This is a genomic window from Variovorax atrisoli 110B, assembly GCF_000382045.1.
Classification (GTDB): domain Bacteria; phylum Pseudomonadota; class Gammaproteobacteria; order Burkholderiales; family Burkholderiaceae_C; genus Variovorax; species Variovorax atrisoli.
In genome coordinates, this window is sequence record NZ_KB907450.1 from 882838 (window position 1) to 897963 (window position 15126).

General features: G+C 69.1%; 16 protein-coding genes. 8 read left to right on the forward strand and 8 right to left on the reverse strand.

Annotation, left to right across the window (positions count from 1 at the left end):
- The first annotated feature begins 41 nt into the window (after nucleotides 1-41).
- From G369_RS0104115 to G369_RS0104140, 6 genes are all read left to right on the forward strand, one after another.
- Nucleotides 42-971, forward strand: a complete 930-nt coding sequence (locus G369_RS0104115) for a LysR family transcriptional regulator (protein ID WP_019652710.1) — start codon at nucleotides 42-44, stop codon at nucleotides 969-971.
- A gap of 95 nt (nucleotides 972-1066) precedes the next feature.
- Nucleotides 1067-2083, forward strand: a complete 1017-nt coding sequence (locus G369_RS0104120; RefSeq protein WP_019652711.1) for an ABC transporter substrate-binding protein — start codon at nucleotides 1067-1069, stop codon at nucleotides 2081-2083.
- Nucleotides 2080-3171 carry an ABC transporter permease gene (locus G369_RS0104125; RefSeq protein WP_019652712.1) on the forward strand — a complete coding sequence of 364 codons (1092 nt, stop codon included), beginning with the start codon at nucleotides 2080-2082 and terminating at the stop codon, nucleotides 3169-3171. The genes G369_RS0104120 and G369_RS0104125 overlap by 4 nt, the downstream gene beginning before the upstream one ends.
- Entirely contained in the window at nucleotides 3165-3977 is an 813-nt protein-coding gene (locus G369_RS0104130) for an ABC transporter ATP-binding protein (protein WP_019652713.1), read from the forward strand. Before G369_RS0104125 ends, G369_RS0104130 begins: the two co-directional genes overlap by 7 nt.
- A 9-nt stretch (nucleotides 3978-3986) precedes the next feature.
- Nucleotides 3987-5165 (forward strand): c-type cytochrome, encoded by a 1179-nt coding sequence (locus G369_RS0104135; RefSeq protein WP_019652714.1) that lies wholly within the window; start codon nucleotides 3987-3989, stop codon nucleotides 5163-5165.
- Between the two features lie 87 nt (nucleotides 5166-5252).
- Nucleotides 5253-5459 (forward strand): dodecin, encoded by a 207-nt coding sequence (locus G369_RS0104140; protein ID WP_019652715.1) that lies wholly within the window; start codon nucleotides 5253-5255, stop codon nucleotides 5457-5459.
- Between the two features lie 28 nt (nucleotides 5460-5487).
- Here G369_RS0104140 and G369_RS0104145 read toward each other — a convergent pair whose 3' ends face one another.
- Complete coding sequence (locus tag G369_RS0104145) at nucleotides 5488-5982, reverse strand: arsenate reductase/protein-tyrosine-phosphatase family protein (protein ID WP_026346196.1); 495 nt, start codon at nucleotides 5980-5982, stop codon at nucleotides 5488-5490.
- A gap of 101 nt (nucleotides 5983-6083) precedes the next feature.
- On the opposite strand from G369_RS0104145, the gene G369_RS0104150 reads away from it, so the two are divergent.
- On the forward strand, nucleotides 6084-8792 hold the full coding sequence (locus G369_RS0104150; RefSeq protein WP_019652717.1) for a bifunctional acetate--CoA ligase family protein/GNAT family N-acetyltransferase: 2709 nt from the start codon (nucleotides 6084-6086) through the stop codon (nucleotides 8790-8792).
- 7 nt (nucleotides 8793-8799) lie between these two features.
- On the opposite strand, the gene G369_RS0104155 is transcribed toward G369_RS0104150, so the two are convergent.
- The 7 genes from G369_RS0104155 to G369_RS0104185 are packed head-to-tail and all read right to left on the reverse strand — an operon-like array spanning nucleotide 8800 to nucleotide 14154.
- Complete coding sequence (locus tag G369_RS0104155) at nucleotides 8800-9765, reverse strand: threonine ammonia-lyase (RefSeq protein ID WP_019652718.1); 966 nt, start codon at nucleotides 9763-9765, stop codon at nucleotides 8800-8802.
- Nucleotides 9762-10775, reverse strand: a complete 1014-nt coding sequence (locus tag G369_RS0104160; RefSeq protein WP_019652719.1) for a succinylglutamate desuccinylase/aspartoacylase family protein — start codon at nucleotides 10773-10775, stop codon at nucleotides 9762-9764. Before G369_RS0104160 ends, G369_RS0104155 begins: the two co-directional genes overlap by 4 nt.
- Complete coding sequence (locus tag G369_RS0104165; protein ID WP_019652720.1) at nucleotides 10772-11548, reverse strand: transporter substrate-binding domain-containing protein; 777 nt, start codon at nucleotides 11546-11548, stop codon at nucleotides 10772-10774. The genes G369_RS0104160 and G369_RS0104165 overlap by 4 nt, the downstream gene beginning before the upstream one ends.
- 55 nt (nucleotides 11549-11603) lie before the next feature.
- A complete protein-coding gene (locus G369_RS0104170; protein WP_019652721.1) occupies nucleotides 11604-12332 on the reverse strand; it encodes an amino acid ABC transporter ATP-binding protein in 729 nt (242 codons plus the stop codon).
- Nucleotides 12313-12969: an amino acid ABC transporter permease gene (locus tag G369_RS0104175; protein WP_019652722.1), complete on the reverse strand. Its 657-nt coding sequence runs from the start codon at nucleotides 12967-12969 to the stop codon at nucleotides 12313-12315. Before G369_RS0104175 ends, G369_RS0104170 begins: the two co-directional genes overlap by 20 nt.
- A 1-nt stretch (nucleotide 12970) precedes the next feature.
- Complete coding sequence (locus G369_RS0104180; RefSeq protein ID WP_019652723.1) at nucleotides 12971-13639, reverse strand: amino acid ABC transporter permease; 669 nt, start codon at nucleotides 13637-13639, stop codon at nucleotides 12971-12973.
- A gap of 2 nt (nucleotides 13640-13641) precedes the next feature.
- Nucleotides 13642-14154, reverse strand: coding sequence for a RidA family protein (locus G369_RS0104185; RefSeq protein WP_019652724.1), 513 nt, complete (start codon nucleotides 14152-14154; stop codon nucleotides 13642-13644).
- A 189-nt stretch (nucleotides 14155-14343) separates the two neighbouring features.
- Here G369_RS0104185 and G369_RS0104190 point away from each other — a divergent pair, with 189 nt between their 5' ends.
- Nucleotides 14344-15114: a FadR/GntR family transcriptional regulator gene (locus G369_RS0104190; protein ID WP_019652725.1), complete on the forward strand. Its 771-nt coding sequence runs from the start codon at nucleotides 14344-14346 to the stop codon at nucleotides 15112-15114.
- Nucleotides 15115-15126: the final 12 nt, after the last annotated feature.

The following is a 15126-nucleotide window of genomic DNA, read 5'->3' on the forward strand; positions in this document are numbered from 1 at the left end:
TGTGCTTCAATGCACAGTCATCAATCGTTAAGCACAAGTTAATGACGACGATCCAGATCGAGGACATGCAGCTTGCCGCCGCCCTGCTGCGCGAGCCATCGCTGAGCGCGGCGGCGCGGGCGCTCGACGTCACGCCGCCGGCGCTGTCGATGCGGCTGCGCAAGCTGGAGGCGTCGCTCGGCCTGTCGCTGGCCACCCGCACCGCGCGCAAGCTGAGCCTCACGCCCGAGGGCGAGCGCTTCGCGCGCGAGGCGGCCGCGCTGCTCGGGCAGATCGAGGGGCTGCGCGAATCGATGCAGCGCGACGACCGGCGCCTCACCGGCACGCTGCGCATTGCCGCGCCCTTCGGATACGGTCGCCAGTACATCGCGCCGATGCTCGCGCGCTTCGCCAGGCTGCACCCGGGGCTGGGCGTGCAGCTCGACCTGCGCGAGACCCCGTGGCCCGACCGGCACGACGCCGATGCGGTGATCCACATCGGCACGGTTCGCGATTCGTCATGGGTGGCGCGCACGCTCAGCGCCAACGAGCGCTGGTTGTGCGCCAGCCCTGATTACCTGCGCCAGCGCGGCACCCCTCGCATGCCGCGCGACGTGTTGCAGCACGACTGCATCTGCATCCGCGAGAACGACGAGGACGTGACGCTGTGGCACCTGCGCCCGGCCGGCCGCGCAGCCGCCGCCAAGGCCCGCCGGGAAACCCTTCGCATCTCGCCTGCCTACGTCACCAACGACGGCGGCGTGGCCCGGCAGTGGGCCGAACAGGGCCTGGGCCTGGTACTTCGCTCCGAGTGGGACGCGGCCGATGCGGTGGCACGCGGCACGCTGGTACGCGTGCTGGCCGACTGGCAGTTCGACACCGCGCCGGTCACGCTGCTGGTACCGACGCGCAAGGGCCGTACGGCGCGGGTGCAGGCCGTCGTCGAGTTCCTCGCCGAGAGCTTCGGCAACAGGGGCGTCAAGGGAAAGTAGCTGCGCGCATATCCATAGCCGCATTCCTTCGTTGGCCGCGCCGGCTTGGTGCGCCAACACTCGCAGCTTCGTATTTTCCGGAGGAGAAGCCTGCGATGACCTTTGCTCTCGATCATTTGCCGCCCTCGCGCCGCAGCGTGCTGCAGGCCGGCGCGGCCGCGGCCGTGGTGGGTTCCGGCGGCCTGCTCGCCACCATCGCGAATTCGCAGCCGCGCAAGCTCACCTTCGCATGGAGCCAGGCTGGCTTCTGCCTCGCGCCGGTGCCCGTGGCGCTGGAGCGCGGCTTCTTCGAGAAGAACGGGCTCGACGTCGAGCTGCTCAACTGGGCAGGCTCGTCCGACCAGATGCTGGAGGCGCTGGCCACCGGCAAGGCCGATCTGGGCGTGGGCCTGATCCATCGCTGGGTGAAGCCGCTGGAAGCGGGCTTCGATGTGAAGGTGGTGGGCAGCGTGCACGGCGGCTGCCTGCGGCTGGTGGGTGCCAAGGCAGCGGGCGTGACGACCGACCTGGCGAGCCTGAAGGGCAAGACCATCGGAGTGTCGGACCAGAACAGCCCGGCGCGGCAGTTCTACGCCATCCACCTCGCCAAGAAGGGCATCGACATCGAGAAGGACGTGGACTGGCGCGTCTACCCGGCCGACCTGCTCGACGTAGCGGTGAAGAAAGGCGAGATCCAGGTGATCGCAGATGGCGACCCGAACGTGTTCCTGATCGAGAAGCGCAACCCCGGCGTCTTCACCGAGATCGCCAACAGCGCCAAGGGCGAATACGCCGAGCGGCTGTGCTGCATCGTCGGCGCGCGCGGCGAGCTGGCGCGCAACGACAAGCCGCGCGCGGCGGCCGTGGTGCGCGCCCTTGCGCAGGCCTCCGACTACGTTTCCGAAAACCCGAACGAGGCCGCGCGCATCTACTCGAAGTACGCGCCCAAGGTGCCGCTCGAAGACCTGCAGAAGCTGCTGGCCGAGCTCACCTACAAGCACCACCCGGCCGGCAAGGCGCTGCGCAACGAGGTCGAGGCCTTCGCCACCGACTTCCGCAATGCGGGCATCCTGAAGAAGAGCACCGACGTGGTCCGCTTCGCCAACCACGTGTCGCTGGACGTCCTGGCATGAGCACGGCCGAACAGATCCTCGACGCTCCGCTCGGATTGCAGGGCGGCGCGCACGCGCCGGCCTCCGCCGCGCCCCGTGCGGCCAGGGCCACGGCCACAGCGCAGTCGGCAACGCTGCGTCCCGCCGCCCCCGCGGGCATCTGGCCCACGGGCCTGCTCGCCTCGGCCGCATGGGTCGCGCTGGGCCTGCTCACCCTGCTGTGGCCGAACAAGGAGGTCGGCTTCAGCGACTGGGCCTTCACCCGCGAGTTCGGCATCGCCACGCTGGTGGTTGCCGCGCTGCTCCTCGCCATCTCGCTGCTGGGCAGCCGCGCCGGCAGGCTGGTGCGCACCCTGCGCCCGGCCGGGCAATGGCTCGTCGCACTGGCCGTGGGCCTGGCGCTGTGGGAGGTCTCCACCGCCAAGCTCGGTGTGCTGCCCTCCCCGTTCTTTGCGCCGCCGCAGAGCCTGATCGACGTGGTGCACGAAGACTGGCAGCGCCTGGGTCTGTCGACCGTGCATTCGCTGCGCCTGCTGGCCAACGGCTTCGTGCTGGGCGCGCTGGTGGGCTTCATCACCGGCGTCGCCATCGGCTGGTCGCGCATCGCGGGGTACTGGGTGCATCCGCTGCTGCGTTTCCTGGGGCCGGTGCCCGCGTCGGCACTGCTGCCGCTGGCCTTCTTCTTCGCGCCTTCGAGCTATTCGGCCGCCGTGTTCCTCGTGGGGCTGGCCACCTTCTTTCCGGTCGCGGTGCTCACCTGGTCGGGCGTGGCCTCGGTGCACAAGAGCTACTACGACGTGGCGCGCACGCTGGGCGCGTCGGAACGCTTCCTGGTGTTCCGCGTGGCGATTCCGGCTGCGCTGCCGCAGGTGTTCGTAGGCCTCTTCATGGGCCTGGGCGCATCGTTCTCGGTGCTGATCACCGCCGAGATGATGGGCGTGAAGGCCGGGTTGGGCTGGTATCTGCAGTGGGCCCAGGGCTGGGCGGCCTACGCCAACATGTATGCGGCGCTGCTCGTGATGGCGGCGCTGTGCTCCGGGCTCATCACCCTGCTTTTCAAGGTGCGCGACCGCGTGCTGTCCTGGCAGAAGGGAACCGTGAAATGGTGACGAACGCCGTGCTTCCTCCCGCGCCCGCGCCGACCGGCCAGGCAGATGCCGCTGGCGCGCAGATCGACATCCGCGGCGTCAGCCACTGGTTCGAGGTGTCCGGCGGTGTGCTGCAGGTGCTCGACGGTGTAGACCTGCAGGTGCGGCCCGGCGAGTTCGTCGCGCTGCTGGGGCCCAGCGGCTGCGGCAAGTCGACCCTGCTGCGGCTGGTGGCCGGGCTCGAGCCCGCGACCACCGGCACCATCACCCAGAACGGCGAAACCATCACCCGGCCCGATCCGTCGCGCATCGTCGTCTTCCAGGACCCGACGCTCTATCCATGGCGCAGCGTGTGGGACAACGTGGCGCTGGGCCTGCAGGCGCGCGGCGTGCTGAAGGAACAGCGTGCCCGCGTCGACGAGGCGCTCAGGCTCGTGGGCCTCACCGAGTTCGCGAAAGCCTTTCCGCACCATCTTTCCGGCGGCATGGCGCAGCGCGTGGCGCTGGCACGCGCGCTGGTCAACGATCCGCAACTGCTGGTGCTCGACGAGCCGCTGGGCAAGCTCGACTCGCTCACGCGAATCGCGATGCAGAGCGAGCTGGTCAACCTCTGGCAGCGCGCGGGCTTCTCGGCGCTGCTGGTGACGCACGACGTGGAAGAGGCACTCTTCCTCGCCAACCGCGTGATCGTGCTGAGCGACCGGCCGGCGCGCATCGCGGCGGAACTGGTGGTCGACCTGCCCTACCCGCGCCACCGCGGCGACCCGAAGCTGGCCGAGCTGCGGCACGAGGCGCTCAGGCACCTGGGACTCGACGCCACGTGGTGAACTGAAGAGATGAGTGGTCCGCCCGAGGCCGGCTGGCTCAACCTGCTGATCGGCCTGCTGCAAGGGGCGCAGCTGTGGCTTCTGCGCGTTCTCGACGTGCTGGGGCTGGCCGGGCAATCGCACGGGCAGCCCGCCTGGCCGTGGGCACTGCGGCTTTCGGGCGAGAACCTGCTGATCGACCTCGGCCAGGCCCGGCGGCTCGGGCTCACGCTCGTCGTGCTTGCCGTGGCGCTGCTGATCCTGCTGCTTGCGCTGCCCTGGCGCCGGCGCCGTGTGTGGCTGGCCGCAGCGGCTGTGCTGCTGGCGGCATTGGCGCCTTGGCCCGAGGCCAACGTGGTGCTGGTGCCGGCGTATCCGACCACCTTCCATGCATCGCCCACAGGCTTCACTGCCGAGAGCATCGAACGCGGCCGCACCCTGTATGCAGCGCAGTGCGCCGCCTGCCACGGTACCGACGGCAGGGGTCACGGGCCGCTGGCCTCGGCCCAGGCCGTGTGGCCGCCCGACCTTGGCGGTCCGTTGCTGTGGCGCCGCGCCGATGGCGACGTGCTGTGGCATGTGATGAACGGCATGCGCGACCGCCGCGGAACCCCGACCATGCCCGGCTTCGGCTCCACGCTCAGCGACGCCGACGCCTGGGCGCTGATCGATTTCATGAAGGCCCAGAGCGCCGGGGAAAGCCTGCGCGCTGCCGGACTGTGGGCGCAGCCCATCGCGCCGCCCGATGTGATGGTGCAATGCGGCAACAAGCCGCCGCGCAGCCTTTCCAGCTGGCGCGGCCAGCGCCTGCGCATCGTCGCGTCGAACCTCGGGGCCGGCGCATCGACGCCGGCCGACGACCCACGCCTCGTCACCGTGCTGATCGCCCCGCAAACGACGGAAGTCGCCGCATCGCAGTCCGACGACTGCATCGCCGCATCGCCCGCCGCGTGGACCGCCTTCTCGCTCGTCGGCGCGACCACGCAGCTCGCGGGCACCCAGTTCATCGTGGACCGCGACGGCTGGCTGCGCGCACGCGGCGAGCCCGGCAAGGCCGCGTGGAGCGACGACGACCTGCTGTGCCGCACGGAGCAGCAGCCCTCGTCGAAGCCCGGCGTCCGGCCATTGCCGCCCGACGGTCTCGGCGCCCTCATCGCGCGCATGGACGCCGAGCCGGTGCGCTTCGTCAAGGGCGGGTACGTCCACTGACACGTACCAGCGCAACGGGACTACGATGTTTTTCCAGCGCTGCCAGCCCAATCGTTTTTTCAATCGAACCAGAAGGAGTCAGAGACCATGTCCAACCACGTCTACAAAACCCTGGAACTCACCGGCTCGTCGCCAACCGGCATCGAGGATGCGGTGAAAAGCGCCATCGCCAAGGCGCACGAGACGGTGCGCAACATCCAGTGGTTCAACGTCACCGAGACGCGCGGGCACGTGGTCGACGGCAAGGTCGCGCACTGGCAGGTGACCTTGAAGATCGGGTTCACGCTGGAGTGAGCCCTTCGGCCCGGCGCGATCGCTGCAACTAGCGCAGGTAGCCCAGGTCGCGCACGTCCGAGCGCACCGCCGAGCGGTCCACCCCCTGCATCGGCAGGCTCACCAGCAGCTCCAGCCGGCGCCGCAGCGAGAACAGCGTCTGTACCGCGTCGTGCGCGACCCTCTCGGGATCGCGGCCGTCGAGCAGGTCGGGGTAGGCCCACAGGGCCGCGTCGGGCTGGCCGGGCCACAGGGGCTGGCGCGGGCCCGTCGTTTCATCGAGCGTGATGACGAAGTCCGCAGGATGCGCACTCGCTCGCGCCAGCTCGTCCCAGCCGCGCGGCAGCCTGTTGGGCAAGGGGATGCCCGCGCTCTTCAACGCGGCGACTGCGGCAGGATGGAATTCGCGGGCGACCTGTCCGGGCTGCCCGCAGGAAGAGGCCGAGAACCGCTTCGGGTCCAGGTGTGCGATGCACGCTTCGGCCAGGATGCTGCGCAATGAGTTCCGTCGCGAGACGAAGATCACTCCGATACGTTTTTGCATGGAAACCCGAATATAGCCAAGCCCTCTGAACCCGTCCTGACCTCGGCTCTCGGGTGCGGCCACGATGCACAGCAGCGTCCGAACGGTGCAGACTCGGGGGCATGGACAAGCATTTCCTGACACCGCTTTTCGCGCCCGCCTCCATCGTCGCCTTCGTCGGCAACGCGGACGGCCCGGGTGGGCAGACGCCGGCCGGCCGCACGCTTCGCGAGGCGTTCCGCGCGCAGCGCTTCGACGGCACGCTGCGCTTCCTGGACGTGCGCACCAAGGGCACGCTCGAAGAGCTCGCGCAGACCCACGCCGACCTCGCGCTGATCGCGCTGGCGCCGGGCGACGTGGCGGCTGCGCTGGAGATCGCGGGGCGCATCGGCTGCAAGGCGGCCGTCGTCCTTTCGAGCGGCATCGGCGCCGAGCAGGCGGCGCAGTGGCGCAAGATCGCGCGCCGCGAGGGCGTGCACCTGCTGGGCCCCAACTCGCTGGGCTTCCAGCGCCCGCTGCTGCATCTCAATGCCAGCGTGGCCGGTCCGCTGGCGGGCAGCGGGCCCCTCGCACTGGTGGCGCAGTCGGGCGCGCTCACGGCCTCGATGCTCGACTGGGCGCGGCAGAACGGCGTGGGCTTTTCCAGCGTGGTCTCGCTGGGCCCGCACACCTCGGTCGACATTCCGCAGGTGCTCGACTTCCTGGCCAACGACCAGGCCACGCACAGCATCATCATCTACCTCGAAGGCATTGCCGATGCGCGCCGCTTCATGAGCGCGCTGCGCTCGGCCTCGCACGCCAAGCCGGTGGTGGTGCTCAAGGCCGGTCGCAAGCCTGCCGGCAACGAAGCCGCACAGACGCACAGCGCCGCCATCGTGGGCAGCGACGACGTGTTCGACGCCGCGCTGCGCCGGGCCGGCGCGGTGCGCGTGCGCTCCTTCGTCGAACTCTTCTCCGCCGCCAAGTGCCTTGCCTCGCGCTACAGGCCCGTCGGCAAGCGCCTGGCGGTGGTCACCAACGGCGGCGGCCCCGGCGTGCTGGCGGCCGACTGGATCAACGAGATCGGTCTCGACCTCGGCAAGCTCTCCGCCCCCGCGCAGAAGGTGCTGCTGCCCGCCCTGCCCCCACTCGCATCGCTGGCCGACCTGATCGACCTGTCGGAAGAGGCGCAGCCCGCCCACTACCGCGCCGCCATCGACGCGGCCTCGGCCGACAGCCAGGTCGACGGCGTGCTCGCCATCTTCTCGCCCAAGCCTGGCATCGACGCGGGAGCCACCGCGAAGGCGCTGGCCGACATCCCGCGGCCGATGAACAAGCCGCTGCTGGCCTGCTGGATGGGCGACTCGTCGGTGGGCAAGGCGCGCTCGGTGCTGGCCGACGCGACCATCCCGAGCTTCCGCACGCCAGAGGCGGCCGTGGGCGCCTTCGGCAACATCGCGGCCTTCTACCAGAACCAGCAACTGCTGCAGCAGACGCCGCCGCCGCTGTCGGCGCTGGCCAAGCCCGACATCGAAGGCGCGCGCCTCCTCATCGAGAGCGTGCTGGCCGAACGGCGCAACGTGCTGACGGAGATGGAATCGAAGTCGCTGCTGTCGTCCTTCCACATCCCGATCACGCGCACACTGCTCGCGCGCAGCCCCAGCGAGGCGATGATGATCGCGACGCAGCTGGGCTTTCCGGTGGCGCTGAAGATCGATTCGCCCGACATCCCTCACAAGTCCGACGTGGAAGGCGTGGCGCTCAACGTGCTCAACGGCACCGCCGCGCGCGACACCTACGTCGAGATGATGGAGCGCGTCGCCCGCCTCGCGCCCGAGGCGCGCATCAACGGGGTGACGGTGCAGAAGATGGCGCGCGCCCGGCGCGGCCGCGAGATCTACGTGGGCATGGTCACCGACGAGCCATTCGGCCCGGTCATCGTGTTCGGCGCGGGCGGCACCATGATCGAGCTGCTGAACGACCGTGCGATGGAGCTGCCGCCGCTCAACCAGTTTCTCGCGCGCCGGCTCATCGAACGCTCGCGCGTGGCCGAGACGCTGGGCGAATGGCGCGGCGCCCATGCCGTGGACATGGAGGCGCTCGAAGACCTGCTGCTGCGCGTGTCGGAAATGGTGTGCGAGCTGCCCGAGCTGCGCGAGATGGACATCAACCCGATCATCGTGGACGAGAACGGCGCCATCTCGGTCGATGCACGCATCGTGGTGGGCAGCAGCTCGCAGGCGGTAGCGGCCCACGTGGGCAACGCGGTCAACGGCTACCAGCACCTGGCGATCATGCCGTACCCCGCGCGCTACCGGCGCGAATGGCCGCTGGCCGGCACGGGCGGCGGCACCTACATCGTGCGGCCGGTCCACCCCAACGACGCGCAGATGCTGCAGGCGCTGGTGCAGGGGCTGTCGCCCGAGAGCCGCTGGTTCCGTTTCGTCTCGCGCTTCCACGAGCTGCCGCCGTCGATGCTCTCGCGCTTCACGCTGATCGACTACGACCGCGAGATGGCGCTGGTAGCGGTGGTGATGGAGCGCAGCGTGTCGCCCGACGGTACCGTGCTCGAGAGCGAGCGCATCGTGGGCGTCTCGCGCTACGTCACCAACCCCGACCAGACCAGCTGCGAGTTCTCCCTCGTGGTGGCCGACGAGTTCAGCGGCAGGGGCATCGGCTCGCGGCTGATGGAAAGCATCATCGACGTGGCCCGCGACAAAGGCCTCGCCGAGATGGACGGGCTGGTGCTTGCCAACAACCCCGACATGCTGAAGCTGGTGCGCCGGCTCGGGTTCACGGTGAAGTCGTTCCCGGAGGACCCGGACTTCAAGCTCGTGACCTACCTGCTCTGAGGCGCCCTCAGGCCTTCGGCATCCCGTCGCTGCCGCTGCCGCAAAGCACCACGGCGATCTTCTCGTCGTCGCGCCGCTCGAAGCAGCGGTGGCTCACGGCCGCCAGCGCGGTGGCCGCGCCGAGCTCGATGGCCAGGCCGGCGTGCTGCCAGGCCGAACGCGCCGAGTCCTCGATGACTTCCTCGTCGACCAGCACGATCTCATCGACGTACTTCTCGATCAACTCGAAGTTCAGCGGCTCGGTCGAACGCGCGGCCAGGATGGGCACGCGCGTCTTCACGTTCTCCAGCTTCACGATGCGGCCTTCCTTGCGGCAGGTGTAGAGCGTCGGACAGCCCGCTGCCTCGACCCCGATCACGCGGATCGAAGGCTTGAGCAGCTTGGCCGCCTGCGCGATGCCGGCGAGCAGCCCGCCGCCGCCGATGGAAACGACCAGCGTCTCGACCTCGGGCCACTCGTCGATGATCTCCAGCGCAGTCGTGCCCTGCCCGATCACCACGTCGCGGTCGGCATACGGATGCAGCAGCGCACCGCCATGCTCGGCCACGTTGGCACCGGCGGCGTCCCAGCTCTGGTCCCAGAAATCGCCATGCACCGTGAGCTTCGCGCCGTGGCTCTCGATGCGGGCGCGGGTGATCGGCGTGCTGGTGTTCATCACGAACACGTTGGCCGGCAGACCCAGCGTCTTGCCGACATAGGCGACGGCCGCGCCGAAGTTGCCGCCCGACGCGGTGGCCAGCCCCTGGCGGCGCACCTCCTCGGGAAGGTTCAGCACGCGGTTGAATGCGCCGCGCGCCTTGAAGGAGCCTGTCACCTGCTGGCACTCGGCCTTGAAGCGCACCTGCGCCGCGCCACCGGGCACCCAGGGATGGGCATCGACCAGCGGCGTGCGGCGGATGTAGGGCTTCACGCGCTCGTGCGCCGCGCGGTAGTCGGCCAGGGCGATCGGTTGCATCGCGTCTTTGTCGGTCATGCCTCGTCCTCGACCAGCACGCACAGGTTGTTGCCCTGCTTCACCGCGCCGAAGGTGCGCTGCGAATACACCGTGCCGCCCTTGGCGAAGCGCACTTCGCGGGGCTCCTGCGCGGGCTCGTGCAGCAGGTGCAGGTAGCCGGCGAGCTCGCCGGCCTCCACCGTGTCGCCCAGTTCGTGCAGCGGCTCGAAGTAGCCGTCGCCCGGCGACAGCAGGTTGCCGCCGTTGGGCACGATGCGCACGCGGCGGCTCGGCGGCGGCGCCTCGGGCAGCGCGCCCGGCACCACGCCCAGCCGCGCCAGCACGCGCGACAGGCATTCGCGGGTGCGCTTGACGCCCTTGGGCGAGACGCTGCCGTTCTCGCCCATCTCCGCCGCGATGGCGGCCAGGCCCAGGTGTGCGGCCGCGCCGCAGCTGGTGCGCGGGTCGCCCATGTTGTCGGTGATGACGGTGAACCTGGCGCCGAACCAGCGCGCCATGTCTTCCGCGCGCTCGCGCACTTCGGGTGCCAGCGTGGGCGTGACGACGACCTGCGCGCTCTCCTCGATGAAGAGCGAACTGCCGCCCGCGTGCAGGTCGACGTAGGCATCGCACTTGGGAAACAGCACATCGTGGATGAAGGCTGCGATCTGCTCCGTCGGCGTGCCGTAGGGGTTGCCGGGGAATACACGTGCGAGGTTCTTGCCGTCCAGCGGGCTCACGCGCGAGGCCGCGCGCATCGCGGGGGCGTTGGCGGAAGGCATCAGGATCAGGCAGCCCTTCACCTGCGAGGCGTCGAGCCTGCGGATCAACTCGTTGATGACGATCGGTCCTTCGTATTCGTCGCCGTGGATGGCGCCGGTGACCAGCACCGTCGGGCCGTCGCCGTTGCCGATGACTGCCAGGGGCAGCGCCACCGCGCCCCAGGCATCGTCATGTCCCGAATACGGAAGCCACGCGTGGCCGACCTGCTTGCCGGGCCTGGCCCAGTCGATGTCCGTGAAAACGGTGGAGGGACGCGGCTGGCTCACTTCACTTCTTTCTGCTCGTCCTTGAACCACTTCAGGCGCAGCGCCGCGAGGCTGCCGTCGGCGGTCTTGGCGTCGATGATCCTGTTCATCTCGGCCAGCAGCGCGGTCTCGCCGGGCTGCACGGCCATGTAGGCGGGGCTGATGCGGATCAGCGACTTCATCTCGATGCCCTTGGCCGGGTTCTCGTCGGCCACCTTCTGCGCGATGAAGTTGTTCTCGGCGAAAAGCGGCGCCTGGCCCGACAGGAAGGCCGAGATGGTGGAAGCCGTGTCTTCCAGGCGGATCAGCTTGGCGCCCGGCGCCAGCTCGCTCAGCGACAGGTCGGGCGTGGAGCCCTTGGGCACTGCCACGGTCTGACCCGCGAGGTCGGCCACCTTGGCGAACTTGGGCGTGCCCTTGCCGCCGTACACGCCGAGGTACACGGCCGCGTAGGGCTTGGAGAAGGCGACCTGCTTGGCACGTTCGGGCGAACTGCCCAGCGCGGCGATCACCACGTCGACCTTGTTCGACAGCAGGTACGGAATGCGGTTGGCGCCGGTCACCTGCTGCAGCTCGAGCTTCACGCCCATGGCCTTGGCCACGTTCTCGGCCAGTTCCACGTCGAGGCCGGTGGGCTTGCCTGCCGAGTCGGTGAAGCCCCACGGCGCGGCGTCGATGGTTGTGGCGATGCGGATCGCGCCCTTGGCCTTGATGTCGGCGAGCTTGTCGGCATGCGCGAGCAAGGGAGCGGCGCAGACCAGCGCGGCGGCGAACAGGGTTTTCAGTTTGAACATGGAAGCTCCTTGGAAGACAGGAAAGACAAGAACGACGAAAACGAAGGCGTGGGAATCAGACGACGGACTGCACGAACTGCTGGAACTCGGGGGTCTGCGGGCTGCCGAACATCCGCTCGGGCGTGCCGCGCTCCCAGATGCGGCCCTGGTTCATGAAGAGCACCTCGGAGGCCACGCGGCGCGCGAAGGCCATCTCGTGCGTGACGACCATCATGGTCATGCCGTCGCGCGCCAGGTCCTCCATCACGCGCAGCACTTCGCCGACCAGCTCGGGGTCGAGCGCGGATGTGGCCTCGTCGAACAGCATGAGCTGCGGCGACATCGCCAGCGCCCGCGCGATGGCCACGCGCTGCTGCTGGCCGCCCGAGAGCTGCGACGGCATGGCGTCGAGCTTGTGGCCCAGCCCCACGCGCTCCAGCATGCGCTGGGCCAGGTCGCGGGCCTCGTCCTTGGCGATCTTCTTCGTGAGCACCGGAGCCAGCGTCACATTGGCCGCGGCCGACAGGTGCGGGAACAGGTTGAAGCTCTGGAACACCATGCCCACGCGGCGGCGCAGCAGGGCCAGGTCGGTGTCGGGCGACTGCACATCGACGCCGTCGACCACGATACGGCCGGCGCTGATCGTCTCTAGGCCGTTCACGCAGCGCAGCAGCGTGCTCTTGCCAGAGCCGCTGCGCCCGACGAGCGCCACGATGTCGCCCCTGGCGACCTCGGTGGATACGCCGCGCAGCACATGGTTGTCGCCGAAGTGCTTTTCGACCGAATCAATGAGCACGAGCGGCATTCATGCGTCCTTCAAGAGAGAGTGCCAGGCGAGCCAGCGGATAGCAGATGGCGAAGTAGCACAGGGCCACGCCGCAGAAGACTGGCAGGTGTGCCAGCGTCGACCCCGCCACGATCTGGCCCGAACGCGTGAGTTCGACCAAGCCGACGAGCGCGGCGAGCGAGGTGTTCTTGATGAGCTGCACCAGGTAGCTCACCGTCGGGCCGAGCGCCACTCGGAAGGCCTGCGGCCACACCACGTGCCGCATGACGTGCCAGCGGCGCAGACCCACGCAGGAGGCGGCCTCCCATTGCCCCTTGGGCACGGACTCGATCGCGCCGCGCCAGATCTCGCCGAGAAAGGCGCCGGCCGAAAGCGAGAACGCTGCGGCGGCGGCCGTGAAGGCCTTGATCTCGATGCCCAGCAGCATCGGCACGCCGAAGTACAGGAGAAAGAGCACCCCGAGCAGCGGCGTACCCTGCACAAGCTCGACGTAGACGCGCGCCAGCACGCGCAGCCAGGTCAGCCGCGAAGTGCGCGCCACCGCCACGCCGAGGCCGATGACGGCGCCGATGGCGAAGGAGGTCAGGGCAAGCGCGGCGGTCCAGCGGATGGCACCGAGGATCAGCCAGAGATCGGCAATGGAAAGTCCGCGCATCTCAGCGGCCCTCCCTGCCGAAAAGCCGGCGCTGCACGAAGCCCAGCAGCACGCGCAGCGCCTGCACCGTGACGAAGTACATCGCGCAGATCACCACGTACACCTCGAAGCTGCGGAAAGTGCGCGAGTCGATGAAGCTGCCTGCGTGGAAGATGTCCTCCACGCCGATCTGCGAGATGAGGCTGGTGCCGATCAGCGTGAGCACCATCTGGCTGGCCAGCGAGGGAAACACGTTGCGCAGCGCAGGCACGAACAGCACGTGCACCAGCACCTGGCGCGGCCGCAGCCCGAGCGCGGCACCGGCTTCGGAGAGGCCGCGGGGTACCGACATCAGCCCCGATCGGAACACCTCGACCATGTACGCGCCGCAGTACAGCGCCAGAGAGATCACGCCGGCCACGGGCGCCTCCAGCCGGATGCCCAGGTTGGGCAGGCCGAAGTAGATGAGAAAGAGCTGCACCAGCGCCGGCGTGTTGCGGAAGAACTCCACGTACACACGCGTCACGCCGCGCAGCGGCTTGCTGCCGTAGATCAGCGCCAGCGAGCCCGCCACGCCGATCGCCATGCCCAGCACGATGCTCGACGCGGCATAGCCCAGCGTGTGCAGCAGGCCTTCGGCCAGTTGCCCTGCATAGGGCGCGAGCGCCTCGAACTGGAACTGGTAGGCCATCGTCAGTCCACTTCGAGGATGGCTTCGACCTCGACGGTCTGGTGCCCCGGCAGCGAGCCCGCGCCGATGGCGGAACGCGCGCCCCGCCCCACCTCGTCGCCGAACACCTCGACGAACAGGTCGGAGCAGCCGTTGATGACCTTCGGATGGAAGGCGAAGCCCGGCGCCGCATTCACGAAGGCCAGCAGCTTCACCACACTGCGCACGCGCCCGAGTTCGCCGAGCGCGGCCTTGGCGACAGCCAGCAGGTTCAGGCCGGTCAACCGGGCATGCGCGTAGGCAGCCTCGACGCTCACTTCCTCGCCGACACGGCCCACGTGCAGGCGGCCGTCTGCTTCGAGCGGGCCCTGGCCCGAGAGATACAGCATCTGGCCGCTGCGGCGCCATGCGACGAAGTTGGCGACGGGCGCCGGAGGCGGCGGAAGCTTCAGTCCGAGGGCGGCGAGGCGCTCCTCGGGGCTGCGCGCGCTGCCGTGGCTCGCGGCCGCCGGCGCCGTGTTGGAATCCAGGGTCATTGGGAACACATCACCGTTGCGGCGCGAGGGGCGGCGCAAACGGTCAACCTTTCGACGAAAATCAACGGATTCGGAAGGATTGGTCAACCAATCCAGAGCCATGCAGCGCAGTCTTATGTGACTGCGTAATGAATTCATTCTAAGAACATTAATTGCGATTGGTCAACCATTTTGGCGAACTCTTCAACCATGAATGCAAAGCCCGTGCCGCAGCCGCTCCAGCCGCTGATCGAGGTCACGGATCTCTCGGGCCGCATCGCCGCGCAGGACAAGGCGACCGCCTCGAAGGTCTACCGCGCCATACTCCAGTCGATCCGAGACGGCGCGCTCAAGCCGGGCGACAAGCTGCCCAACGAGCGTGACCTGTCGGAGCAGTTCAAGACCTCGCGCAGCACCGTGCGCCATGCGCTGGCCATGATGAGCGCGCAGGGCCTGCTGGAGCGCAAGGTCGGCAGCGGCACCTTCCTGGCCGAGGGGCTGATGCAGCTGCTGAGCGAGTCCGACCTGCCCGTGGCCGCGCACCACCGCGACGTGCCGACCTACACCGAGATCCTCGAAGGCCGGCTGCTGTTCGAGCCGGCCATGATGGCGCTGTCCGCCCAGCGCGCCGACGCCGAAGACTTCGCGCTGATGCGCCACCACCTCGCCGTGGTGCGCGACGCCGACCAGTGGCTGCAGTTCAAGGAGGGCATCTACGGCGTGCACCAGGCGATCTTCCGCGCCACGCGCAACCGCTTCCTGATGCAGGTGTTCGACGCCGTGGTGGCCGACCGCCGCGCGGTGCAGTACGACGGCCGCTCGAATCTCAACGGCCCCGTGGGCGCCGTGGTGCGCGAACAGACGCTGCGCGAGCTCACCGCCATCGTCGATGCGCTGGAGGCACGCGACGCCAAGGCCGCGACGAGCCTCGCGGATGCGTACTTCACGCGCATCCTGGCCTCTCTGAGCGTCTACGGCTAGAAGCGCGACGCC